The sequence below is a fragment of the Plantactinospora solaniradicis genome (assembly GCF_042658085.1).
Taxonomy (GTDB): Bacteria; Actinomycetota; Actinomycetes; order Mycobacteriales; family Micromonosporaceae; genus Plantactinospora; species Plantactinospora solaniradicis.
Map to the genome: position 1 here is coordinate 24,883 of NZ_JBHSPR010000017.1, position 22,656 is coordinate 47,538.

The following is a 22,656-nucleotide window of genomic DNA, read 5'->3' on the forward strand; positions in this document are numbered from 1 at the left end:
CCGGAGGGCATCACCCCTATGGACAACGAGTTGTTGACCGTTCCTCAGGTGCTCGCCGCGCTCAATGGCGTATCGCGACGAACCTTTTACCGGTGGCGTGAGCTGGGCGTCGCGCCGGAGTGCATCAAGCTTCCGAATGGTGAGCTGCGTATCGAACGGCGCGACCTACGGGTCTGGCTGGAGCAGCATCGGGAGGCGGCGTGAAGTCGCGGGCTGTGCGGGTGTGGAACATCCGCGTCAACAAGAGCGGCAAGAAGAAGACGTACACGGTTCGGTGGATCGTCGCCGGCCGTGAGAAGTCGCGAAACTTCGCCACCCGGGCCCTAGCTGACAACTTCCGCTCGGACCTGATGCAGGGCATCAATCGGGGCGAGGCGTTCGATCCCGCGACGGGACTGCCCGATTCGATGGTGGAGGCCAAGGAGGCAGCGACGTGGCTGGAGTTCGTACAGAAATATCTCGATATGAAGTGGCCCGGCGCCGCCGCGAAGTCCCGGGCGAGCCTGGTCGACGCCCTGGCCACCGTCACCCCGGCGCTGGCAGGTGACCCGGCTAGCCGGCCCGAACTGGCGGACCTGCGGCGCGTGCTGATCGACTATGTGTTGCCGCCCGCCTTTCGGCAACGGGACGTGCCACCGGAGTTGGCGCCCGCGCTGCGGTGGCTGCGTCGGGCATCGCTCCCGCTGACCGAGGTTAGCCAGGCGGCCACGGTCCGGGGAGCGCTCGACGCCCTGGCGCTCACCCTCGACGGTCGACCGGCCGCCGCGACAACGGCTCGCCGCAAGCGATCGGTGTTCTACAACGTGCTGCAATACGCGGTGGAGCTGGAGGCGCTGGAGTTCAACCCGGTCGACAAGCTACGGGTTCGGTCCACGCGAAAGAAGGTTGCCGTAGTGATCGACCGGCGGGTGGTGGTCAATCCGCGTCAGGCTGAGGAATTGCTGACCGCCCTGTCGTACGTCGGGCAGCGTGGCCGGTTCCGGCGGGGTGAGCGGCTGGTGGCGTTCTTCGCCTGCATGTACTTCGGTGCGCTGCGGCCCAGTGAGGCGTTGGCGTTACGTGAGCAGGACTGCCACCTTCCGGCAAAGGGGTGGGGGCGGCTCACGTTGGTCGGGAGCCGGCCGCAGTCGGGGAAGCGCTGGACCGACAGCGGCGAGGCGCACGACAAGCGCGGGCTCAAGCATCGCGCCGAGACAGAGCCACGGGGCGTACCGATTCCACCAGACCTGGTCTTGATCCTTCGGCATCACATCGACCGGTACGGGGTCGCCAAGGACGGCCGGCTCTTTCACAGCGACCGGGGCAACGTGGTGGGTGCGTCAACCTACTCCCGGGTGTGGGAGGAGGCGCGGGGCCTGGCGCTGACTCCACATCAGGTGGCCTCGCCGCTAGCGGGTCGGCCGTACGACCTGCGGCACGCGGCGGTGTCGCTCTGGCTGAACGCTGGCGTACCGGCAACCGAGGTCGCCGACCGCGCCGGCCACTCGGTCGACGTTCTGTTGAAGGTGTACGCGAAGTGCATCGACGGCCAGGAGGCGACGGTCAACCAGCGGATCGAGGACGCGTTGCGGGGCTCCGATGAGTAGCCTCGTGCCACCGGACGCCAGTCCGATTCTTGGTGGAGCCGGCCACCGTGACCTGGGCAAACAGCCCCAAGATCAATCCGTGAATAGTCCGTGGATGGCGACAAACGGCGACTATCGGCGGCACTCCGCTGCGCACAGCGACCCAACGACGAAACGCTATATCCGCTGGTCGGCCGCCGTTTTGGCTGATCTTCGAGGTGCCCCCGGCAGGATTCGAACCTGCGACACACGGTTTAGGAAACCGATGCTCTATCCCCTGAGCTACGAGGGCGCGGTGATCCACACTACCTAGCGGCGGCTGTCAGCGTACCGCAGGGAGCCCCAACGGCGGTCAGCGCTGGTGGTGCCATCGGCGGATCGCACACCGACCGCAAACGACCGGGATCTCGTCCGACTGACCGCCACAGCCAACATGATCGCTCAACGTCACTCACCGTTGATCACCGCAACGCAGCATGCATCGCGCACACCGATTGAAGCCAACTTGCCATGCGTCAACGGGAGCCGTCACCCTGCGTAGCTTGTAGACGACCTGTCACCGGCCGCTCGGCGGCAGGTGTGTGCAGCCGATCGTCGGACCTGGTCGAGCGGCGCTTTGTGTACGGGCCTGTCCCCGCGAAGTCTGGGTCTGGGCACGTCGTCCGAAATTTCCAGGATCAGGATCGTTCCACCGAGCACCCCTAAAGTTGGTCATTCCGGTCGTCGCTCGACGGGGGCGCTGCTCAAGACCCCGTCGTCATGGATCTCCTGGCGCAGACGCGCGACGTTGACGAACCTCTCGCCATCGAGCGGGTAGGCGTTGAGCAGGCGCAGGATCATCGTGCAGTACTTGACCATGGTGTTGCGGCCCGGCATGAAAATCGACAGCTCGTCGCGTGCGTCCTGCGCCTGTACGAGGAGGTCTGCGGGCAGAGCGGCCAGCACTGTCGCGGGTGCGGTCACCGGGACCTTCGCGATCCAGAAGGGGCCCTCACCGTCGAGGACGCGCCGGTCCTGTTCAGCGCCAGGGTCCGCCACGGCCTGCCCAGGCACGTGACGCCGGCCTCCTGCACCGCTTCGACCAGTTCGGTCACGTTCGCCTCGATGGTGTCCTCGGCCTTGTCCCACTCTTGCGCGTTACGTCCGAGCGGTGTGCCGTGTACCAGCTTGGCCACCACGGTCATCGCCGGCACGTGCCGCAACTGCGGTTCCGGCTGCGTTTCGAAGACGGTCCGAGCGGCCTGGATTGCCTCGTCCTGGACCTTGCGCTGCCGGTAGACCTCGTCGCTGTGCCGGTCGAGTAAGGCAACCACCCGGTCCGGTTCGTCGAGGGCGTGCCGGACGACCTTGACGCTCATCCCGGTGTCCCTCAGAAGAGCGATCAACATGGCCTGTTCCACCTGCTCGAACGCGTACGAGCGGTAGCCGGTCCGCTCGTCGATCTCGGCCGGCACGAGTAAGCCCTCGGCGTGGTAGAAGCGCAGGGCCTGGGGCGACGGGTGACACATCTCGCGAGGTGTATCGGTGTTCGGCCGGTACTGGCCTGCGAGGCAGTAGGTCACGTGCGGGGATGGCTGGTAATGCCGTCCAGGATGGTGATCAGGTTGTGGTGGAAGGTTTCCTCGGCGTTGAGGTGGGTGCCGTCGATGACGAGCCGGGCGACGGTGGGGTAGCGGCCTGTTTCGAGCATGCGTGTCAGGTAGGGCCCGAGGGCGGCCTGCCAAGCGGACACGTCAGTGCCGGTTGAACGGGCGGTGCGTCGCTCGGTGATCTCCCTGCGGAGCGCTCCGACGATGAACGCGTTGAGGGCACCCAAGGCCCGCTGAAGATCGTCGATGCCGCGCACGCCAGGGGCCTGGCTGAGCGCCGCCGCGGTCGATTCGCCGACGGCGAGCGCGTGAGGTCCTAGGTGTGGCCTTGCGCCGAGCAGGTCGGCGAACCATTCATGATCAAGAGCGGCATCGCGGGTCCGGTGAACGATGACCAGCACCGTGGCGCGCCACTCGGAGTGCTGGCCGGCCTCGGAGTGCTGGCTGGCCTCGGAGTGCTGGCCGGCCTCGGCGATCTGGGCATACACGGCGTCGACCATCAGATCGAGCAGTTCGGATCTGTTGGTCACGTAGTCGTAGAGCCGCATCGGACCGACGCCGAGTTCTTTGGCGATCTTGCGTACCGACAGCCCGTCGAGGCCGTGTTCGTCCGCGATCCGGATCGCCGTGGCGGCGATCTTCGCGCGGCTCAGCGGCACCGGCGCCGCCCGCGATTGAGGCTCGGGCCGTTCCCAGACGGGCAGCGGTACGCTACCGTACGCCGTATCCATGAGGTACAGCGTACGGTAACGGAGATGATGATGCGAATTGCGATCGCCGGTGGTGGCCTCGGCGGCCTGACGCTGGCCCGAATACTGCACCGGCACGGCATCGACGCAGTGGTGTACGAACGCGAGGCAAGCCGATCCGCGCGATCACAGGGCGGAATGCTCGATCTGCACCCGGAGTCCGGGCAACAGGCCCTGGCCGATGCGGGCCTCGCCGACCGATTCCGGTCCGAGGCACGGCCGGAGGGCGAGGAACATCGCATCCTCGATCCGGCCGGACGCATCCTCGTGCACCACAAGCCACAACCCGGCTCATTCTCCGGACGCCCCGAGATCGACCGCAGGGCACTGCGTGACCTTCTGCTCGATTCGCTCCCCGGCGACGCGGTGGCCTGGCAGCACCGGCTCGTCGCGGCGACGCCACAACCCGACGGAGGCTTCGGGCTGGCGTTCGATGGCGGCCACAGCGCCGACTGCGACGTCCTCATCGGCGCGGACGGCGCACGCTCGGTCGTCCGAGCGCTGCTGATCGACGCGACACTGTCCTCCGTGGCCACCTTGGTCGAGCTCAGCATCAGCGACGCCGACCGACGCCACCCGGATCTCGCCGAGCTGGTCGGCCCCGGAAACCTCTGGTGCATCGGCGTGAGCCAGATCCTGGCAGCACAACGCCTCGGCGACGACAGCATCCGAGTCGGGATCTCCCTGCCTGCGGACGATCGCCACCTGGACGCCTACCGCAGCAAGCGGGCTCTGCTGGACATATTCGATGGCTGGGACCCCAGCCTCACCGCACTCATCGAAGCCGGCGACAGCCCGCCGACCCCACGCAGGATCGAGGCGATGCCCACCGGTACACGCTGGGCCCACCAACCGGGCATCACCCTCATCGGTGACGCCGCGCACCTCATGCCGCCGGTCGGCGAGGGCGCTAACCAAGCCATGCTCGACGCCGCCGAACTCGCCGCCGCACTCGCCGCCAATCCCGCCGACCCCGACTCGGCGATCCAGACGTACGAGGAGGCGATGTTCACCAGAATCCACCCGATCGCCGAGATGTCCGCACGAGTCCAAGCAATGATGCTGTCCCCCACCGCAGCCGACGACATCGTCCGCTTCTTCACGCCGCGGCCCACCGAGCCGGCACCCGCAGACTGACAACGCGCAACGCAGCCGGCCTCGCCCTACGGGGTGCCGACCACGCGGCGTGACGGCTCTCGGCTGGCTGGCGCGCACGGACAGCGGCATGGAAGGACGTTCGACGGCCAACAACGCAGGGACGTCACCGAATCAATCCGGACGTGGATCGTCCGGAACCGCCCCTACCATGGCCGACATGGCCATCGCTCGCTTTCCCAGCATCGTCATCGACTGTCCCGACCCTGGTGCGCTGGCAAGGTTCTACGGCGCGATGTTGGATTGGAAGGTCGACGTCTCCTCCGACTGGGCTGAGGTCCGCGCGGAGTACGGTCAGTGCATCTCGTTCCAGCAGGTGGACGGGTACAGCCCGCCGACGTGGCCAACCCAGGAACTGCCCCAGCAGATGCACCTCGATGTGATCGTTGACGACCTCGATGCCGCCGAGGCGGCAGTGCTCGATCTAGGCGCATCCAAACACCCACACCAACCCGGTACGTCTTTCCGGGTCTTCCTCGACCCGGCAGGTCACCCCTTCTGCCTCTGCACAAACTGATCCGGACGGGCAATCCTCAATCGCAACAAGCCCTGGGCGGCTCGGCGTGATGTTCGCGCTCATCGGCACGTCCGGGCATGCTCGGTCCTGCAGGCGCCACGATCGACGGCTACCAACCGTCACGGGCGCGCTGGCCGCAGGGCGCTCTACCGGCAGCAGATCAGGATGGCCCTATGACCCGAACTTCGTCCATTTCCCTTCGGAGACCACCTCGACGGAGCCGTCGACGACCTTGATGGCCGTCTGTTCGTCGATGGCGTAGGCCGGGACGCCGATTTCGGCGGCCCACCGCTCTGCGTCAGGCAGGGTGTTCGTCGGGAAAGCGTCCAGGTGCGGGAAGATCGAGAAGTCGACGACTCCGAGCGTGCGGTCGTCCGGCGCGGACGGCCACTCGACGAAATACGTTCCGATCCGGGGCGTCATCACCATGCTTCCGGCACTGACTCCCACCCAGACCGTGTCGGGCAGCGAAGGCAGCAGATCGGCCAGCCCGGACTCCCGCATCCAGTGGCACAGGTACGTCGCGTCGCCGCCGTCGACCAGAAGCACGTCGGCCTCCCGGACCCAGGGGATCCATCGCTCCGCGCCGATGGTGGGCAGTGCGGTGAGCTCGAGGACACCGAGCGACGCCCAGCCCAGGCCGGACAGGTGCTGCCACTCGGGCTCGGCGGCTACGAAGCCCCGCACCGATGTCGGACCGCACATCGGGTGGCCCCACTGCGCTGTCGGGACGCAGAGGGCGTGGCACTCGGCGATCGGCTTGCCGAGAAGCTGCACGAGCGTCGAGTGGATGCTCGGGTTCGTGACGCCGCCTGACGTAAGCAAGAGCTTCAAGGTGCCTCCAAAATCGCGCGCGGAAGGTGGGCGTGCCTGAAGGCCCGGGACCGTGCTGGGACTCAGCGTAGTTCGGGCAACGTCTTCGGAGATCCCGCAGGTCGGCGGGCGCGACTGCCCACTAAACGCAGCGGCCCGGACGCGAGGAAATCATCGGGCAGCAGGTCACCACAGGTCACACTCGCAGGATGGACGATCCGGCAGGGCTGTGGTCGGTCCCCCTGACGCAGAACTCGTTGCCGTCTGGATCTGCCATCATGACCGCGCTGTCCGTACCGATCTCGAGCCGACTGGCCCCGAGGGAGATCAGCTCGTCGACCGCCGCTTGCTGGTCGCCGGCGGCCGAGATGAGCTCGAAGCGCTGCTGGTTCGGCTCCTTTTTCGGGGCCACGGGCGGGCCTGCCCATGCGACCTTGGTGCCGCCGCCCGGTGACTGGATCGCGGTCTCCTCGTCCTGGTCCCATACCAGCGGCCAGCCCAGCGCCTTGCTCCAGAACAGGCCGACTTCCCGGGTGCCTTCACAGGTGAGCTCGCCGAGGAAGCCGCACCCGGCGAGGTAGGCGTTGCCGGGCTCGATCACGCAGAACACGTAGCCTGCGGGGTCGGCCAGCACGACGTGCCCGTCCTCAGGCCGCTGCCCAACGTCGAGGTGGCGGCCACCAAGCTTCAGTGCCATCGCCACCGTGCGCTGCTGCTCGTCGAGATCGGCGCTGGTCAGGTGCAGGTGCATGCGGTTCGCCCCGAGTTGGCCCGCGCGGCCCGGAACGAAACAGAGACCGAGCTGGGTGTCATCGCCCGGCAAGAGCACACCCACGGCATCCTCGATGACCTCCCGACCGAGCAGAGCGGCCCAGAACTGTGCCGAACGAGCCGGGTCCTGCGCCTCGAAGGTCACTGCCAGCAGTCGCGAACGCATCACCAGACCGTAGACACCGCCCCGGCATGACAACAAGGCATTAACGGGTCGGTGCAGGTACAAGAGGTTGAAGGCCGAGGTCCGCTTCGTTATGAGGCGGTCGACGCCGTGGACGGCGATGTTGGCGAACCGCGTTTGGTCCAGGAGCAAGGCTGGTCGTGGGCGTTGTGCCGGGCCAACCACTGTCGGCGGTACGGTCGGGCGACCGTTGACTGTAGGGGGTGTCATGGCGGGTCCGACACCCGAGCGAATCGACCACTACGTGCGAATGTTCGAGCAGCTCAGGGAGGCTCCGGCGGACTTCGAGGAGTCCATGTGTTGGCGGTGGTTCGCCCTCACCGGACGCCGTTGACAGTGGAGGACGTGCTACGCCGGTTGGGCGGTGACCCGGACACTACGACGACGCGCCGGCCGGCTGATGTCGGATACGACTACGACGTGGTCTTGGTTTGATCTGACGGATGACACCGCCGATCGCAGGTAGAACGGTTGGGACCAACTGGGCGGCCGGGGATTGCCCGACACGTTTGTCGACCAAAAACAGGGATTCCCGCTCGCCCCATGGAGGATGGGACATGATCGGTGATCGATGGGGAGTGACTGACAGCGAGGTATCGCGCTCCTACCCGTGCGACGAGTTTGTCGTGTCGCCCGAACTGCGCGCGTGGCGGGCCGTGTGTGTGAGGGCGCCCGCCGACGCGGTGTGGCCGTGGGTCGCACAGGTGAGGCTTGCCCCGTACTCGTACGACTGGATCGACAATCTGGGCCGCCGATCGCCTCGAAGGCTGGTCGGCCTTCCCGAACCTCAGGTCGGAGAGACGTTCTCCACCGCTGGCGGGCGGAAGCTGGGCCGGATCGTCTCGGTCGATCCAGGGACGCAGTTGACGGGCACCATCATGGGCGCCTTCATGTCCTATGTCCTCGTGCCACAGGAGCAGGACAGGACGCGGTTACTGCTCAAGGTCGTCATGCGGACCACCCGCCTGGCCGCCCTCGGGCTGTCCGTCGGCGATCTGATCATGGCCCGACGGCAGTTACTGAACCTGAAGCACCTCGCCGAGCGTCACCAACACCAGGGCGAAGTCGCAGATTGAGGATCAACCCGGGTACTCATCGGTGGCAGTCCCCCACACGCGTCCGCCCACCATCGCCGCGCCTCCCGAACCCGACCCGGCTCGTTCCCCGTACGCCGAAAGACACCCGGCGCGACGGCGCCGGACCGGAGGCTGTCGCCGTTGTCGAGCTCATGCACCTCTTCGCCCCGCCGCAGGCGCCGCTATCTAACGAGTGGAACGGCGGTGCCGGTCACCTCGATGCCGATCTCCTGTCCAGGGCGGATACCTACCGTCAACAGGCTGGGACGACCCAGGTCCTCACCTTGCTTCACGGTTACGGTGGCCGGCGGTGTGACCAGTCCGAGTTCGCGTAGGTATCCGCCGAACGCCGCGGCGGCCGCGCCAGTGGCCGGATCCTCGACAACGCCGCCCGGTGGGAACGGGTTACGGGCGTGGAATACGTGCCGGGACTCGCGCCAGACCAGATCGACGGTTGTCCAGTCCCGCTGCCCCATGAGCGTTGCGAGGGCGTCCATCTCGTATGCGAGGTCCGCGAGGCGCTCCCGCGTCGCGGCGACCAGGATCGGATGCCAGGCTCCGGCGAACGCGACGCGCGGTGGTAGCGCCGGATCGAGGTCGTCCGGTGACCAGTGCAGTAGCTCGAGCAGCGTCGCGAGGTCGGTGGGGGCGATCGGTGTGGTTCGCGGGGGTACGGAGATCAGCGTGGCGCTGGTCGTGCCGTCCGGCTCAACAGTGGTGGTGACCTCGACCCGACCGGCTCGGGTGTCCAGACGCAGTAGGCCGGGGCCCTGCCGCTCGGCGTACGCCACCGCGGATGCGATGGTGGCGTGGCCGCAGAACGACACTTCAGCGAGCGGGCTGAAGTAGCGCGCCTCGAATCGCCCGGTGCCTCGAGGAATGAAGAACGCCGACTCGGAGTATCCGAGGTCGGCGGCCACCCGAAGCATCTGCGCGTCGTCCGCACCGGTGGCGTCGAGCACCACACCTGCCGGATTACCGCCCTCCGGATCGTTGCTGAACGCCGTGTAGCGCAGGATTTCCACGGGTCAACCGTACGGGCGACGGCACATTGCCGTTAAGGCCAATCCGGAAGCAGCGGTCCCGCGGCTCGCCATCGTCGAGCGGAACGGCCACCACGACGGGTGCCGGGGTGGTGGCCCGCTACTTTCCGGCGCTTGCGGGCTCGGTTCTGTCGGCCGGAATACCACGTCGGCGACCATGGTGATCGCGAACAGCAGCCACGGGTCCGGCACCCAACCGTCCGGCCGGGAGGTCCGCCGATCCGCCTTCGGCAGGCGGATTGCGACCAGTACCAGGATCGCCACGATCGCCGCGCAGCGGGCGAGCTGGCCGGGTTCCGCCATGAAGTGACCGTTCCCGTACGTGATGAGGAACGTGATGACACAGCCGAGGATGAACAGGCTGCTCGCCGCCGTCATCCCGGTCTTTCCGAGCCACGGCCGGGTCTGCCGTCCGTGCGTCGATCACCGTGTTCCCCGGGAGCCGGCCACCTGACATCCCCCACCCGGCGCGGTGCGGTCAGACCGGGTACTTGACGCTGACGGTCGCGCTGCTCCGCCGGCTGCCTTCGACGAGTTGGTAGGTGAACCGGTCGGTGCGGCCGTGGGTCGGGTTCGGGCGGTAGACGATCCGCCGGTCGGAGAGGACCTGCACGGTGCCGTAGCGCGGCGGGCTGGTGATGATGATCTCGGCGTAGCGGCTGGCGTAGTCGTTGGCGAGTACGTCGATCGTGATTGCCTTGGGTTTGGTCAGCACGACAGCGTCGGTGTTGGCGTCGGGTGACCGGACCAGTACCCCGACCATGTTCAGGGCATCGTTGATGAAGTAGTTGACCTCGCCGGTGATCTTGTTCATGGTGCGTACGTCCAGGTACCTGTCGCTGTTGACGTTCACCACCTTGGCGTCCCAGCTCGTCTGGCCGGTCGGGTCGATCTGGAGTTGCTGGATGGAGCCGTCCTTGCGGATCCGCAGCACGCCGTTGCTGTGGTCGGTGCAGCCGTTGGTGTAGGAGACCAGAGCGCCGTCGGTGCCGTCGCGGTTCCAGTCGGCCAGTTCCACCGTCGGGGTGTCGACCGAGCAGTAGTCGATCGGGCCGGGTATCACCGAGGTGCCGTCGACGATGAAGTTCTGCACCCCACCGGGGCCCACCGTGTAGGGGCTGAACCGGCCGCCGCCACTGAACCTGCCACTGCCCATGAAGACCGGCTGGGCGATGTGCGAGTTGAAGCTGGCCGACGGGGCGAAGTTGGGCGGTTGCAGCACCACCAGGGTGAAATTCGCCGGGGGTGGTGGGCCGGGAGTCCAACCCACCCAGACTTCGTCCTCCGGGTCGTCGTCCATGTCGACCGCCACGCCTATGTCGGGGCAGTCGGTGTAGACCGTGCCGCCGCCGGGCTTCGGGTAGGTGTAGGCGACCGGTGGTAGGAAGACGCCGGGTCCGCTGCCGTATACGACGATGGTCGAGCAGAGGTTCGGTTCGACCACGCCGAGGACGGCCGAATCGACCAGACCGTCATTGTTGAAGTCGCCGTACAGGGGCTCCCCGCGTACGCCGGCCTGGGCGCCGGGTGCCGCCGCCCCGAGCCCGGCCACCGTCATCAACGCAACGATCGCGGCAAGACGCTTGATTCGCATGGCAACACCTGCTTGTAACTTGGTCGGCCATCGGAGGGGTCCGATTTATAGTGTTAGACCCTATTGCAGCAAGCCCCCCACTGCTATTGGTAGTTCTACAGACACATCAAGTGATGTCTGTAGTGGATCGGCAACCCGATTCGGGCTCCGGGGCAGGTGCCCCGGAGCCCGAATCGGCTATCGACGGATCAGACGGTGAAGGTGATACGCCCGCGGCGGCGGATCAGCACCAGCGCGATGGCACCGACTCCGATCAGCACCAGCGCGATGGTGAACAGGGTGCTCGTCGGGGCGCCGGTGACCGGCAGCCCACTCGCGAGGTAGCGGAAGGTCACGCCGTTGGAGGTGCCTTCGCTGGTGGTGACCGTGACCGTGGTGTCCCCAGCGGCGCACGGCGGCGTGACGAAGGTCAGCGACAGGCCGTCCGGACTGACCGTGACCGAGCTGGCCGCGATCGACCGCCCGCAGATGTTGACGGTGGTCCCGCCCGGCACGAACCCACTGCCGTTGACCGTGACGGTCGTGCCGCCACCGGCGGGCCCCCGGTCCGGGTCGATGTCGCTGATCGTCGGCGCGGCCAGCAGGTAGGTGAAGCCGTCCGCCGCGGTGGCGTCCGGTCCGGGCAGCAGCACGACCACGTCGACCGGTCCGGCAGGTCCGGCCGGGGTGGTGACGGTCAGCGAGGTGCCGGCCGGGTTCACCACCAGGTTGGTGCCGAGATTGCCACCGAAGGTCACGCCGGTGGCCCCGGTGAAGCCCGTGCCGGTGATCGTCACGCTGGTGCCACCCGAGGTCGGGCCCTGATCTGGCGCGACATCGCTGATCGTCGGCGCGACGAAGGTGAATACCGGTGCGGCGGCGGTACCGGCCGGGAAGACCAGGTTGACCGTGGCCGGGCCGGCGTCGTTACTCGGGGTCACCACCGTGATCTCGGTGGCCGCGGGGTTCACGGTGAAGCCGGTGCCCGGGATCCCGTCGAAGGTCACCCCGGTGACGCCCTCGAACCCGCTGCCGGTGATGGTGACCGGCGTGCCGCCGGCGGTGGGGCCGGAGGTCGGGGTCAGGTCGGTGACCACCGCGTCGCTACCGTCGGCGATGTACGTGTACGCCAGCGAGTCGGACGCCCCGCTCGTGGTGCTGACCACGACCGACGCCGGTCCGACCTCGCCGGCCGGCGTGGTCGCGGTCAGCGAGGTACCGCCGGGGGCGACGACCACGTCGGTGGCCGGCACGCCGTCGAAGGTGACCGTGGTGGCGCCGGGAATGAAGTTCGTGCCGGTGATGGTCACCTGCTGCCCACCGGACTGCGGGCCGGAGTTCGGGTTGATCGAGGCGGCGGTCGGTGCCGCCACCGGCAACGCCCGCTCGCAGGTGGCCTCGGCCAGGATCAGGCTGCCCACGTCGATGTTGATCGGCACCACCGCCGTGCCGGTGAGGGTGACGGTGGCGAGGATGCCGGTCGCGGTCGCCCCGGTCGGAGTCACCGTCTCGATCCTGGTCAGCGTGATGTTGAGGGCCGCGTCGGCGACGCCGGGGACGATGACCGGGGAGCTGACGACCACCCCCGGGGCGTTGACGGGCACGACGGTCGGTACGCCGAAGACCTCCAGGCCGGTCACCAGGGTGTCGGCGGTCTGGGCGCCGACGGCCGGGCAGGTCACGTCCGCGGAGATCTCCTCCGCGGTGATCGCGGGGATGCCGAGGATGCCGACCGAGAGACCGTTGATCGTGGACGAGGCGGTGGAGATGCCCGGCGCACGGGTGGCGCTGACGTCCACCGTGCCGCCGAACACCACGCCGACCGGGCCCGGCACGGCGATCGGCACGGCGGTTTCGCTGTCCGTACCGAAACCGGCCGGTGCGGTCGCCGTACCGGACGTGCCGTTCGCGCTGATCACCGTGACGCCGAGCACGGCGGCGTCGAGATCGGACACGACCCCACGCGCGCTCGCGTCGCCGGCCGCCGCGAGCGCGGGCGACGCCAGTCCCAGCGTCACGGCACCGACGACCGCGAGGGTCAGGATGCCTGCTGATGTGTTTCGCCAGATAGGACGCACCGTCATTGCCTCGTCTCAGATCACATCGGAGTCCTCTCGACGACCGAGAAGAACTAGCGAACCCGATCTCTGTAACGAAGGCACAAAGTAGTCAGTTACGATGAAAACGGGACAATCACGGCGCTCGGGCGCCTGGTCCAGTAGAAACCGCTAGCCAGAGCCCATTGCGCTGCGACTGATCATGCTCTCGTGCTCGCCTCGCAGTCCGAAGCGGCATCGGTGCGGTCGAATCCGGGTTGCGCGGTGGCGTGTCCGGCCGGCAGCATGTGGTGTGCCTGATCTTCTGTGGGATGACGCGCGGGAGTGGCTCGACCCGGAGACGGACGGCGGACTGCCGAATGTTGCCGTGCCGGGGCGGTTCGGGCGTTCTTCAGCAGGCTCTTGAGCGTGAACCGCGCGTCCACGCCACGCCTGTCTCCGGTATGGCTCGTTCTGGTCGGCATCCTCTCGGTGCAGTTCGGTGCGGTGGTCTCCAAAGGCCTGTTCGGCGAGATTCCCCCGGTGGGGATGGTGTTCCTCCGGCTGATCACCACTTCCCTGATCCTGCTCGTCTTTGTCCGGCCGCGGCTGCGCGGCCGGCCGGTCACCGACTGGTGGCCGGTGCTGGCGCTGGGGTTCGCGCTCGGCGCGATGAACTGGGCGTTCTACGAGTCGTTCGCCCGCATCCCGCTCGGTGTGGCGGTAGCCGTCGAGTTCGTGGGTCCGCTGCTGCTGGCCGCGGTCGGCAGCCGCCGGCCCCGCGACCTGGTGTGGGTGGGCCTGGCCGCCCTCGGCATCACCCTGTTCGGCGTCGGCCCCACCAGGGTCGACGCCGTCGGGTTCGGTCTGGCACTGCTCGCCGGGGGCTGCTGGGCGCTGTACGTCGTCTCGACGGCGGCCACCGGGCGCCGCTGGGCGGGCGTCGAGGGGCTGGCCGTGGCCAGCACCATCGCCACGCTGGCGATCGCACCGTTCGCGGTGGTGGCGGCGGGCGAGCGGCTGCTCGAGCCTCGTCTGCTGGCGTGGGGGGCGCTGGTCGGTCTGCTGAGTTCGGTGGTCCCCTACAGCCTCGAAATGGTGGCGCTGCGCACCATGCCGCCCCGGGTGTTCGGCGTCCTGATGAGCCTGGAACCGGCCGCCGGCGCCCTCGCCGCCGCGGTCCTGCTCAGCGAGTGGCTCACACCCCTGCAACTGCTGGCGATCGCGTGTGTGACGGCCGCGAGCGTGGGCGCCGCCCGCACGGAGCCGGCCCCCGAGGCCCTCCCCCGCGAATGACGCCCACCCGGCCCGAACTCACGTGGTGGACGTGGAGCTGCCGAAACGACGGACCGTTGGCGGGAAGCTACTTCGCGGCCCGGCCGTCGCGATCTCTGCGGTATCTTCCGGGTGGCGTGCCGAACTCCCGGGTGAACGCCTTGGCGAAGGCGAATTCCGACGAGTAGCCGCTGCGCTGGGCGACCAGCCGTAGCGTGATGTCGCCGTTCGCGGCCAGCAGCCGGCTGGCGATGGTCATCCGCCACCAGGTCAGGTACGCCAGCGGAGGCTGTCCGACCAGCGTCGTGAACCGTCGGGCGAAGGCCGCCCGGGAAAGACCGGCCCGCGCGCCGAGTTCTTCCACGGTCCACGGCTGGGCGGGATCGTGGTGCATCGCGTGCAGCGCCTCGGCGATCGCCGGATCGCCGAGGGCGGCGGCCCAGCCGGTGGCCGCGACGGCATGGTCCTGGAGCCAGGCGCGCAGGATGTAGAGCAGCAGCGTGTCGAGCAGCGCCGGCACCACCGCGTCCGAGCCGGGCCCCGGTCGCTCCAACTCGCCGCCGAGCAGATCCACCGCCGCGCGCAGCGCCGGATGCGCGCCGATCCGGGCCGGCAGGTGTACGACGTCGGGCAGGCCGGTGAGCAGCGGATGGAACCGCGACCGGTTGAGCTGGTAGGCGCCGCAGAGCATCAGAGTGGTCGGGCCGGCGCCCGGCGGCACGTCCTCGCTGAGCACCCAGGCCCGGTCCGGTCCCTGGACGACGTCGACCAGAGGTGTCGCGGGATCATCCGCGAGCCCGTGCCCGCGCCCGTGCGGGAGGAACACGACGTCCCCGGGGGCGAGCGCGACCGGTCCCGGTCCGTCGGGCGGGATGAGCCAGCAGGAGCCCTGGAGTACGACGTGGAAGCCGGCCCCGTCGGAGGCGCCGAACCGTAGTCCCCAGGGTGCGGATTTGGCGGTACGGGAGGAGTGGGGCAGCCCGGTCCGCATCGCGGTGATCGCGTCGCTGAGCACGTCCATCCGGCTCAGCTTAGCCGTACATCCATCCACAGAGACGATTGGACAAAAGTGGAAGACTGGAAGCCATGGAGGATCTTCCACAATGCTCCATACCGTCTTTCTATGACCACACAGGCCCGCGCAGTGCTGTTCCACGAAACCGGCGGTCCCGCCGTGCTGACGATCGAGGAGGTCCGGCTCGACGACCCGGGCCCGGGTGAGGTCCGGATCCGGGTGGACGCCCTCGGGTTGAACCGGGCCGAGGCTCTCTTCCGGGCCGGCACCTACTACTACCAGCCGACCCTCCCCGGTTCCCGGCTCGGCTACGAGGCGGCCGGGGTCGTCGAGTCCGTCGGCGAAGGAGTCACCGAGTTTGCTCCGGGCGATCCGGTGCTGACCGGGCCACAGATCGAGATGAGCGCCCAGGGAGTCTACGGCGATCGGATCGTGCTCCCCGTCGAGTCGGTGGTTCCACGTCCGGGTTCGGTCGAGGCGGTGACCGGAGCGGCCACCTGGCTCGCCTACGCGACCGCGTACGGAGGGTTGCTGGAGACCGGTGGGCTGCGCCCAGGTGACCACGTGCTGATCACGGCAGCGTCCAGCGGTGTCGGCACCGCGGCGGTCCAGACCGCGCTGCGGATCGGGGCCGTCCCCATCGCGGTCACCCGGACCGGTGCCAAGCGGCAGCGACTTCTGGAGGTTGGCGCGGCGCACGTCATCGCCGCCCATGAGGAGGACGTGCCGGACGAGGTACAACGGCTGACCGGCGACCGTGGAGCCGAGCTGATCTTTGATCCGATCGGCGGCCCCGAGCTCCCCGCGCTGGCCCGGGCGGCGGCCTCTCCGGGCACGATCGTCCTCTACGGCTGGCTCGCCGGGAAACCCACGGTGATGCCGCACAACTGGCCACTGACCGTCCACATGTACGCCAACGGGCACCTCTCCGCCACCGCTGCCGGGCGGCGGCGGATCAACCGGTTCGTCGAGAGCGGTCTCCGGGACGGCGGCATTCGCCCCGTGATCGGGGAGGTCTTCGACGGCCTGGACCGGATCGTGGACGCGCATCGGCTGATGGAGTCGAACACGCACATCGGGAAGATCGTCGTCACCGTGGACCATTGACGGGCCGCCCGCACCGGTGGCCCGCCCGCCCGTCCTCGGCCGGGGACTTTCGCGAACGCGGTCAGCCACCGGCCGGACGGCGGGCCGGGCCGTTGTCGACGAACCGGAACGTGCTACGCAGCGGCGCGTCGCCCAACTCCTCCAGGATCAGGCCACCCCTGGCGGAGTACTGCAGGAAGGCCGAATCGTTGCTGATCGAGTACGCCCCCTTGCCGCTGGCCCTGATCGTGAACCGCTGGGCCGGGTTTTCGGCGTCGCAGACGGCCCCCTCGACACTCAGCGACTCCGAGCTGCCCGGGTCGTCCACCTGCCAGCACGACGCCTCGTCGTTGGCGGGATGGCCGTTGGCCTCGCCGTACGCCTTGATCAGGTACCTGTCACCGCCGAGCGGCGTCGGAACGAACAACTGGCGGCCGCTGTCGTCGTCGACCTCGACGAGTTCGCCGTTGTCGAGCGACAGCCCGGACTCGGACGCCTGCACCCGCACGATGGTGACCTCACGCTGGCCGGACAGTACGGCGCTCGCACCTGCCGGCGCCGACGGTGTTCCGGTGGGCGGCGGTGGCGTCGTCACCGTCGGCGTCGGGGGTGTCGTGCCCGCCCCGGCGTCCGAAGGTGTGCCCGCGCCGTCCCCGCACGCCCCCAGCGCACCGGCGCAGGCCAGCATCGCCGCCCGGGTGACCCAGTTCGCCTTGGACATGCCGTACTCCTCACACCACACCCGGGCGCCTGTCCCGGGTAGTCAACATGGACGCCGTGCCGGAAGCCACCGGATCAGCCTTTCAGGTAGGCCAGGACCGCCCGGACCCGGCGGTGGTCGTCCTCGTCCGGCGGCAGGTCCAGCTTCGCCAGCAGGCTGCCGATGTGCTTGGCCACGGCCGCCTCGGTCACCACGAGCGTCCGGGCGATCGCCGCGTTGGACCGGCCCTCCGCCATCAGGCCGAGCACCTCCCGTTCCCGGGGCGTGAGCCGGGCGAGCGGGTCGCGGCGGCGGACGAGCATCTGCCGTACGACCTCCGGGTCGACCACCGTGTGTCCGGCCGCCACCCGGTCGAGTGCCTCGACGAACTCGGCGACGTCGCCGATGCGGTCCTTCAACAGGTAACCGATGCCGGCCGTGCCGGGCCGTGCCGTCTCCAGCAGCTCCGCCGCGTACGTCTGCTCGACGTACTGGGACAGGACGAGGATCGGCAGGCCCGGGTCCGCACGCCGGAGCCGGATCGCGGCCTGCAGCCCCTCGTCGGTCAGGGTCGGCGGCATCCGTACGTCGGTCACGACGACGTCCGGCGTGTGCTCCCGTACCGCGTCGACGAGCGCGTCGGCGTCCCCGACCGCGGCGACCACCCGGTGCCCGAACCGGTTGAGCAGGACGGTGATCCCCTCCCGGACGAGGACGTCGTCCTCCGCCACGATCACCCGCCGGCCGTCGATGTCGACCCCTCCCGCACCGGTCCGCCCCGCGCCGACCCGTCCCGGGCCGGCCGGGCGGCGAACGGCTCGCCGGCGAACTCGACCTGTAGCACGGTTGGCCCGCCGGCCGGGCTGGACAGGGCCACCGTTCCGTCGACGGCCGCGACCCGGTCCGCCAGGCCGGCGAGGCCGGTGCCGGCGGCCGGGTCCGCCCCGCCGATGCCGTCGTCGCGGACGCGCAGCACCAGCCGGCCGTCGACCATCGACGCGGTCACCGCCGCCCGGGTCGCCCCGCTGTGCTTGGCGAGGTTCGCCAGCGCCTCCACGACCACGAAGTACGCGGTCACCTCGATCGAGGTCGGCAGCCGCCCGGACAGCCGGATGTCGACGTCGACCGGTACCGGGGAACGACCGGCGACGTCCTGGACCGCCGCGGCCAGCCCCCGACCGGTGAGCACCTGCGGATGTACGCCACGGATCAGCTCGCGCAACTCGGTGAGCGCCTGCTTGGCCAGGTCGTGCGCCTTCGCCAGCGGCTCGTCGACCGGCGAGTCGGGTGACACCTCCAGCCGGGCGAGGCCGAGCTGCATGGTGAGCGCCACCAGCCGCTGTTGGGCGCCGTCGTGCAGGTCCCGCTCGATCCTGCGCCGCTCGATCTCGAACGCGTCCACCAGCCGGGCCCGCGACCTGGTGACCTCGACCAACCGCTCGCCGAGGTCGTCGGTGGCTCGCGGGCCGAGGATGGCCCGGGCCATCGCGGCACGCGCACCGGCCCAGGCGGTCACCGGGTACGGCGCGCAGGCCAGCAGCGCCGCGCCCGTCACCGTGACGATGAGCTGCTGCCAGCCCGCGTGCTCGGGCTCACGGATCGGGGCCAGCAGAAACGTCACCGGGGCCCACACCACGCAGAGCAGTACGACCGCGTCCATCCAGCCCAACAGCGTGCTGGAGACGACGGCGTACACGATCTCCCGGCGGGTGACGTCCTCGCGCAGCCGGACCGACAGTTGCTGCCGCCAGCCCCGACCGTCGAGCGGCCGGTGCGGATCGTCGATCGGGTCGCGGTCGACGAGGCGCAGCCGTCGACGCTCCAGCCCGGCGAGTGCGACCCCGCCGACGAGCACCACCAGCGCCGCGGCCAGGACGGCCAGGACGGCGGACGGGGTGGGGCCCCGGTCGGCGAGCAGGACGGCGGGGCCGAGCGTGACGCAGCCGACCAGGGCACCTCCGGCCAGGTACGCGCCCGATCGCCAGGGCCACACGCTGCGCAGGAACCGGCCGGGACGCATCGTGAGCGCCTCCAACGCGGTACGGGCCGGCATGCCTGTCACGGTACCGGCGGCCGTCGGGCGGCACGGTAGTGCTGGATATACCCTGCGGACTCCACCCTGCGCCAATGTGCCCACCGTCACCGCCCGGTTGGCTTGGCTACATGACGAGAACGCCCACGACGGCATCGACGATTCCGGTCGCGGCCCGTGCAACGGACGTGTGGAAGGTGTACGGCGCCGGCGAGGCTCAGGTCGTCGCCCTGCGCGGGGTCGACGTCGCATTCGAACGAGGCCAGCTCACCGCCGTCATGGGCCCCTCCGGATCCGGCAAATCCACCCTCATGCACTGCCTCGCCGGCCTCGACTCCGTCACCCGTGGTCACGTCCAGATCGGCGACACCCGGGTCACGGGCCTGTCCGACGCCGGCCTCACCCGGCTACGCCGCGACCGCATCGGCTTCGTCTTCCAGCAGTTCAACCTCCTACCCACGCTCACCGCCGAGGAGAACATCCTCCTGCCCCTGGCCATCGCCGGCCGCAAACCCGACAAGCAGTGGTACGAGTCCGTCATCGCCACCGTCGGCCTGGGCGACCGGCTCCGCCACCGTCCCAGCCAACTGTCCGGCGGCCAACAACAACGCGTCGCCTGCGCCCGCGCCCTCGTCGCCAGACCCCAGGTCGTCTTCGCCGACGAACCCACCGGCAACCTCGACTCCCGCTCCGGCGCCGAGGTCCTCGGCTTCCTACGCGACTCCGTACGCGACTTCGGCCAGACCATCGTCCTGGTCACCCACGACCCCAACGCCGCCGGCTACGCCGACCGCGTCATCTTCCTCGCCGACGGCCGCATCGTCGACGAGATGCGCCAACCCACCTCCGACGCGGTCCTCGACCGGCTCAAGGGCCTCGACGTCCAGCGGACCAGCGCCGAGGCCACCCCGTGATCCGCGCGACGCTCCGGGGCATCCTGTCCCGCAAACTGCGCCTGGTCCTGACCGGCCTGGCCGTCGTCCTCGGCGTCATGTTCGTCTCCGGCGCCCTCGTCCTCACCGACACCCTCGGCCGGTCCTTCGACACCATGTACGCCGACGTGTACGCGGACACCGACGTCCGGATCCGGGCCACGCCGCCGCGTACCGAGTCGGAGGCGCCCGCGACCGTGACGGTGCCGGCCGGGCTGGTCGACCGCGCCGCCGCGTTGCCCGGCGTCGCCGAGGTCACCGGGCTGGTGAGCGAGGACGGCGCCCGGATGATCGGCTCGGACGGCAAGGTGGTCACCACTCTCGGCCGTCCCCGGCTGGGCACCAACTGGGTCGGCGAGACCGGCCTGACCCGGCTGCGCGCCGGACGCGGTCCGGTGAACGCCGACGAGATCGCGATCAGCGCGGCGTTGGCCGACCGCGGCGACCTCGATGTCGGCGACCGGGTCGGGGTGCTGACCCTTCAACCCAGGCGTGCGTTCACCGTGGTCGGCATCCTGGAGTACGGCGCCGACGGCCGGGACAGCCTCGGCGGTGCGCACGAGATCGCCTTCCACGGGTCGGTGGCGGCCGAGCTGATGCTGGGCCGGGCCGGCGTGTTCTCATCGATCGACGTCCGGGCGGCACCGGGGGTGGCCCCGGCCGCGCTGCGCGAGGAGTTGCGCGCGGCGCTCGGTGGGGACTACGAGGTGCGTACGAGCGCGGAGCTGCGCCGGGAGCAGGCCGCCGCGGCCGAGGAGGATCTCGGCTTCCTCAACGACATTCTGCTCGGGTTCGCCGGGGTGGCGCTGTTCGTCGGCGTCTTCCTGATCCTCAACACGTTCTCGATCATCATCGCCCAGCGGACCCGGGAACTGGCACTGCTGCGGGCCCTCGGCGCCGGTCGCCGCCAGGTGATCGGATCGGTGCTGTCGGAGGCGGCGGTGATCGGGCTGATCGCCTCGGCGCTCGGGCTGGTCCTCGGTGTCGGCGCCGGCACACTGCTGGCCCGGGTGTTCGACCGCGTCGGCGGCGGCGCGCTGGACGTGGCCGGGTTCGGCGTGCCGGCCGCCGCCGCGTACGCCGCGTTCACCGTCGGCCCGCTGGTGACGGTGGTGGCGGCCCTGGTGCCGGCGGTCCGGGCGGCACGGGTCCCACCGGTTGCCATGTTGCAGGAGGCGGCCACCCCGGACCGCCCGCTCACCAGGCTGACCGTGGCCGGCGCGGTCATCGGGGTGGCCGGGGTCGCGTTCCTGGGATACGGCCTGGCCGGCGGTTCGGACGAGTTGCCCGTGGGCCCGGTGCTCGGCGGCGTCCTGGCGAGCCTCGTCGGCGCGGCCCTGCTCACCCCCGCCGTCGCCCGCCCGGCCGTGGGCCTGATCGGCCGGCTCTTCTCCTGGTCGGTACCCGGCCGGCTCGGCCGGCTCAACTCCCGCCGCAACCCGCGCCGGGTCGCCACCACGGCGGCCGCGCTCATGGTCGGGATCGCTCTGGTCACCGGCCTGAACATCGTCCTGACGTCCGCCACGGTCAGTCTCAGGTCGACCGCACCCGAGCAGATCCACGCGGACCTCGTCATCACCTGGATCGAGAGCACCGAGCGTCCGCCGACGTTCGACCGGGTGGTGCTGGACCGGATCCGGGCCATGCCGGGCGTGCAGGGCGTGGTCGGCGAGTACCACGACGGCGCGGTCATCGACGGCGACGTCACCCACGTCACGGCGGTCGACAACGCGTCGGCGCTGCCGTCGATGGTCGCGGTGACGCCCGTGGCCGGCTCGTTCTCGCTCGGCCCCGACCAGGTGCTGGTGGACGTGGACACCGCGAACCGGCGGGGCCTGCGGATCGGCTCCGCCGTGGACGTCGAGTTCGGCAGCGGGCGAAGCCGCACCATGACCGTCGCCGGCACCTACGCCGGCGATTGGAGCTCGGGCTGGTACCTGTCCGACTCGGTGGTGCCCGATCTGCGCGTACGGGAGCCGTCGGAGGCACTCGTGCGGCTGGCTCCGGAGGCACCCGAGGCCGACATCCGGCGCGAGATCGCCGCGCTGCTGGCCGGCAACCCGGAGATCACCGTGACCGACCCGGCCGGCGTGATGGACCTGGCGACCAGCGGCTTCGACTCGATCCTGCTGATGGTGCAGGCGCTGTTGGCGCTGGCGATGCTGATCGCCGTGCTGGGCATCGTGAACACCCTCGCCCTGTCCGGGCTGGAACGGACCCGGGAGTTGGGGCTGCTCCGCGCGATCGGGCTGAGCCGGCGGCAGGCGGTCCGGATGGTGACCGTGGAGGCGGTGCTGATCTCGACGTTCGGGGCCCTGCTCGGCGTGGTGGTCGGGACGGGCATCGGCGCGGCCGTGGTCCGCGCCCTGGCCGACGAGGGCGTCGACCGGCTCGCGCTGCCCTGGACCTTCATGGCGACCTACCTGCTGGCCGGCGCGGTGATCGGGGTGGTCGCCGCGATACTGCCGGCGGTCCGGGCCGCCCGGCTCGACGTGCTCCGCGCGTTGGCGTACGAGTAGGAGCAGCTCACCGCTACTGCCGACGC

The 22,656-nt window shown here is 69.7% G+C and carries 22 protein-coding genes and 1 tRNA gene; 9 read left to right on the top strand and 14 right to left on the bottom strand.

The genetic code is table 11. The annotated features are described in order from the left end of the window. The first annotated feature begins 18 nt into the window (after positions 1 to 18). On the top strand, positions 19 to 204 hold the full coding sequence (locus ACFP2T_RS19760; protein WP_377423921.1) for a helix-turn-helix transcriptional regulator: 186 nt from the start codon (positions 19 to 21) through the stop codon (positions 202 to 204). Beyond that, positions 201 to 1,586, top strand: a complete 1,386-nt coding sequence (locus ACFP2T_RS19765) for a tyrosine-type recombinase/integrase (RefSeq protein WP_377423924.1) — start codon at positions 201 to 203, stop codon at positions 1,584 to 1,586. The genes ACFP2T_RS19760 and ACFP2T_RS19765 overlap by 4 nt, the downstream gene beginning before the upstream one ends. A gap of 198 nt (positions 1,587 to 1,784) precedes the next feature. On the opposite strand, the gene ACFP2T_RS19770 is transcribed toward ACFP2T_RS19765, so the two are convergent. The 4 genes from ACFP2T_RS19770 to ACFP2T_RS19785 all read right to left on the bottom strand — a co-directional run bounded on the left by ACFP2T_RS19770 (position 1,785) and on the right by ACFP2T_RS19785 (position 3,885). Continuing rightward, positions 1,785 to 1,857, bottom strand: a tRNA-Arg gene (locus ACFP2T_RS19770). Positions 1,858 to 2,276: 419 nt separating this feature from the next. After that, positions 2,277 to 2,528 carry a hypothetical protein gene (locus ACFP2T_RS19775; protein ID WP_377423927.1) on the bottom strand — a complete coding sequence of 84 codons (252 nt, stop codon included), beginning with the start codon at positions 2,526 to 2,528 and terminating at the stop codon, positions 2,277 to 2,279. Further along, positions 2,525 to 3,073 carry a MerR family transcriptional regulator gene (locus ACFP2T_RS19780; RefSeq protein ID WP_377423929.1) on the bottom strand — a complete coding sequence of 183 codons (549 nt, stop codon included), beginning with the start codon at positions 3,071 to 3,073 and terminating at the stop codon, positions 2,525 to 2,527. The genes ACFP2T_RS19775 and ACFP2T_RS19780 overlap by 4 nt, the downstream gene beginning before the upstream one ends. A gap of 50 nt (positions 3,074 to 3,123) precedes the next feature. Then, positions 3,124 to 3,885, bottom strand: coding sequence for a TetR/AcrR family transcriptional regulator (locus tag ACFP2T_RS19785; RefSeq protein WP_377423932.1), 762 nt, complete (start codon positions 3,883 to 3,885; stop codon positions 3,124 to 3,126). A 24-nt stretch (positions 3,886 to 3,909) separates the two neighbouring features. On the opposite strand from ACFP2T_RS19785, the gene ACFP2T_RS19790 reads away from it, so the two are divergent. Beyond that, the gene (locus ACFP2T_RS19790; protein WP_377423935.1) at positions 3,910 to 5,040 is read left to right on the top strand and encodes an FAD-dependent oxidoreductase; all 1,131 of its coding nucleotides are present in this window, start codon (positions 3,910 to 3,912) and stop codon (positions 5,038 to 5,040) included. 178 nt (positions 5,041 to 5,218) lie between these two features. Further along, a complete protein-coding gene (locus ACFP2T_RS19795) occupies positions 5,219 to 5,575 on the top strand; it encodes a VOC family protein (protein ID WP_377423938.1) in 357 nt (118 codons plus the stop codon). Positions 5,576 to 5,746: 171 nt separating this feature from the next. Here ACFP2T_RS19795 and ACFP2T_RS19800 read toward each other — a convergent pair whose 3' ends face one another. Together ACFP2T_RS19800 and ACFP2T_RS19805 are read right to left on the bottom strand one after the other, a co-directional pair. Beyond that, the gene (locus tag ACFP2T_RS19800) at positions 5,747 to 6,409 is read right to left on the bottom strand and encodes a Type 1 glutamine amidotransferase-like domain-containing protein (protein WP_377423941.1); all 663 of its coding nucleotides are present in this window, start codon (positions 6,407 to 6,409) and stop codon (positions 5,747 to 5,749) included. 175 nt (positions 6,410 to 6,584) lie between these two features. Continuing rightward, the gene (locus ACFP2T_RS19805) at positions 6,585 to 7,325 is read right to left on the bottom strand and encodes a VOC family protein (RefSeq protein ID WP_377423943.1); all 741 of its coding nucleotides are present in this window, start codon (positions 7,323 to 7,325) and stop codon (positions 6,585 to 6,587) included. Positions 7,326 to 7,900: 575 nt separating this feature from the next. Here ACFP2T_RS19805 and ACFP2T_RS19810 point away from each other — a divergent pair. Next, on the top strand, positions 7,901 to 8,419 hold the full coding sequence (locus tag ACFP2T_RS19810) for a polyketide cyclase (RefSeq protein ID WP_377423945.1): 519 nt from the start codon (positions 7,901 to 7,903) through the stop codon (positions 8,417 to 8,419). 182 nt (positions 8,420 to 8,601) lie between these two features. Here the strand turns inward: ACFP2T_RS19810 and ACFP2T_RS19815 are convergent, their stop codons facing one another. The 4 genes from ACFP2T_RS19815 to ACFP2T_RS19830 all read right to left on the bottom strand — a co-directional run bounded on the left by ACFP2T_RS19815 (position 8,602) and on the right by ACFP2T_RS19830 (position 13,053). Then, complete coding sequence (locus tag ACFP2T_RS19815) at positions 8,602 to 9,444, bottom strand: PhzF family phenazine biosynthesis protein (protein ID WP_377423947.1); 843 nt, start codon at positions 9,442 to 9,444, stop codon at positions 8,602 to 8,604. A gap of 3 nt (positions 9,445 to 9,447) precedes the next feature. Next, entirely contained in the window at positions 9,448 to 9,840 is a 393-nt protein-coding gene (locus ACFP2T_RS19820) for a hypothetical protein (protein ID WP_377423950.1), read from the bottom strand. Positions 9,841 to 9,940: 100 nt separating this feature from the next. After that, on the bottom strand, positions 9,941 to 11,056 hold the full coding sequence (locus ACFP2T_RS19825; RefSeq protein WP_377423952.1) for an Ig-like domain-containing protein: 1,116 nt from the start codon (positions 11,054 to 11,056) through the stop codon (positions 9,941 to 9,943). Positions 11,057 to 11,244: 188 nt separating this feature from the next. After that, a complete protein-coding gene (locus tag ACFP2T_RS19830; protein ID WP_377423954.1) occupies positions 11,245 to 13,053 on the bottom strand; it encodes an IPT/TIG domain-containing protein in 1,809 nt (602 codons plus the stop codon). Between the two features lie 447 nt (positions 13,054 to 13,500). Between ACFP2T_RS19830 and ACFP2T_RS19835 the strand changes: the two genes are divergently transcribed. Beyond that, entirely contained in the window at positions 13,501 to 14,367 is an 867-nt protein-coding gene (locus ACFP2T_RS19835; protein ID WP_377423956.1) for an EamA family transporter, read from the top strand. A 67-nt stretch (positions 14,368 to 14,434) separates the two neighbouring features. Here the strand turns inward: ACFP2T_RS19835 and ACFP2T_RS19840 are convergent, their stop codons facing one another. Then, positions 14,435 to 15,367 (bottom strand): AraC family transcriptional regulator, encoded by a 933-nt coding sequence (locus tag ACFP2T_RS19840; protein ID WP_377423957.1) that lies wholly within the window; start codon positions 15,365 to 15,367, stop codon positions 14,435 to 14,437. Positions 15,368 to 15,469: 102 nt separating this feature from the next. On the opposite strand from ACFP2T_RS19840, the gene ACFP2T_RS19845 reads away from it, so the two are divergent. Beyond that, on the top strand, positions 15,470 to 16,468 hold the full coding sequence (locus ACFP2T_RS19845; protein ID WP_377423959.1) for a zinc-dependent alcohol dehydrogenase family protein: 999 nt from the start codon (positions 15,470 to 15,472) through the stop codon (positions 16,466 to 16,468). A 61-nt stretch (positions 16,469 to 16,529) separates the two neighbouring features. Here ACFP2T_RS19845 and ACFP2T_RS19850 read toward each other — a convergent pair whose 3' ends face one another. The 3 genes from ACFP2T_RS19850 to ACFP2T_RS19860 form a co-directional block, all read right to left on the bottom strand. Continuing rightward, positions 16,530 to 17,168 (bottom strand): RICIN domain-containing protein, encoded by a 639-nt coding sequence (locus ACFP2T_RS19850; RefSeq protein WP_377423961.1) that lies wholly within the window; start codon positions 17,166 to 17,168, stop codon positions 16,530 to 16,532. Between the two features lie 74 nt (positions 17,169 to 17,242). Beyond that, positions 17,243 to 17,899, bottom strand: coding sequence for a response regulator transcription factor (locus tag ACFP2T_RS19855; RefSeq protein ID WP_377424496.1), 657 nt, complete (start codon positions 17,897 to 17,899; stop codon positions 17,243 to 17,245). Continuing rightward, a complete protein-coding gene (locus ACFP2T_RS19860) occupies positions 17,881 to 19,200 on the bottom strand; it encodes a sensor histidine kinase (protein ID WP_377423963.1) in 1,320 nt (439 codons plus the stop codon). Before ACFP2T_RS19860 ends, ACFP2T_RS19855 begins: the two co-directional genes overlap by 19 nt. Positions 19,201 to 19,310: 110 nt before the next feature. Between ACFP2T_RS19860 and ACFP2T_RS19865 the strand changes: the two genes are divergently transcribed. Next, a complete protein-coding gene (locus tag ACFP2T_RS19865; protein WP_377423965.1) occupies positions 19,311 to 20,093 on the top strand; it encodes an ABC transporter ATP-binding protein in 783 nt (260 codons plus the stop codon). Beyond that, on the top strand, positions 20,090 to 22,630 hold the full coding sequence (locus ACFP2T_RS19870; RefSeq protein ID WP_377423968.1) for an ABC transporter permease: 2,541 nt from the start codon (positions 20,090 to 20,092) through the stop codon (positions 22,628 to 22,630). The genes ACFP2T_RS19865 and ACFP2T_RS19870 overlap by 4 nt, the downstream gene beginning before the upstream one ends. Positions 22,631 to 22,656: the final 26 nt, after the last annotated feature.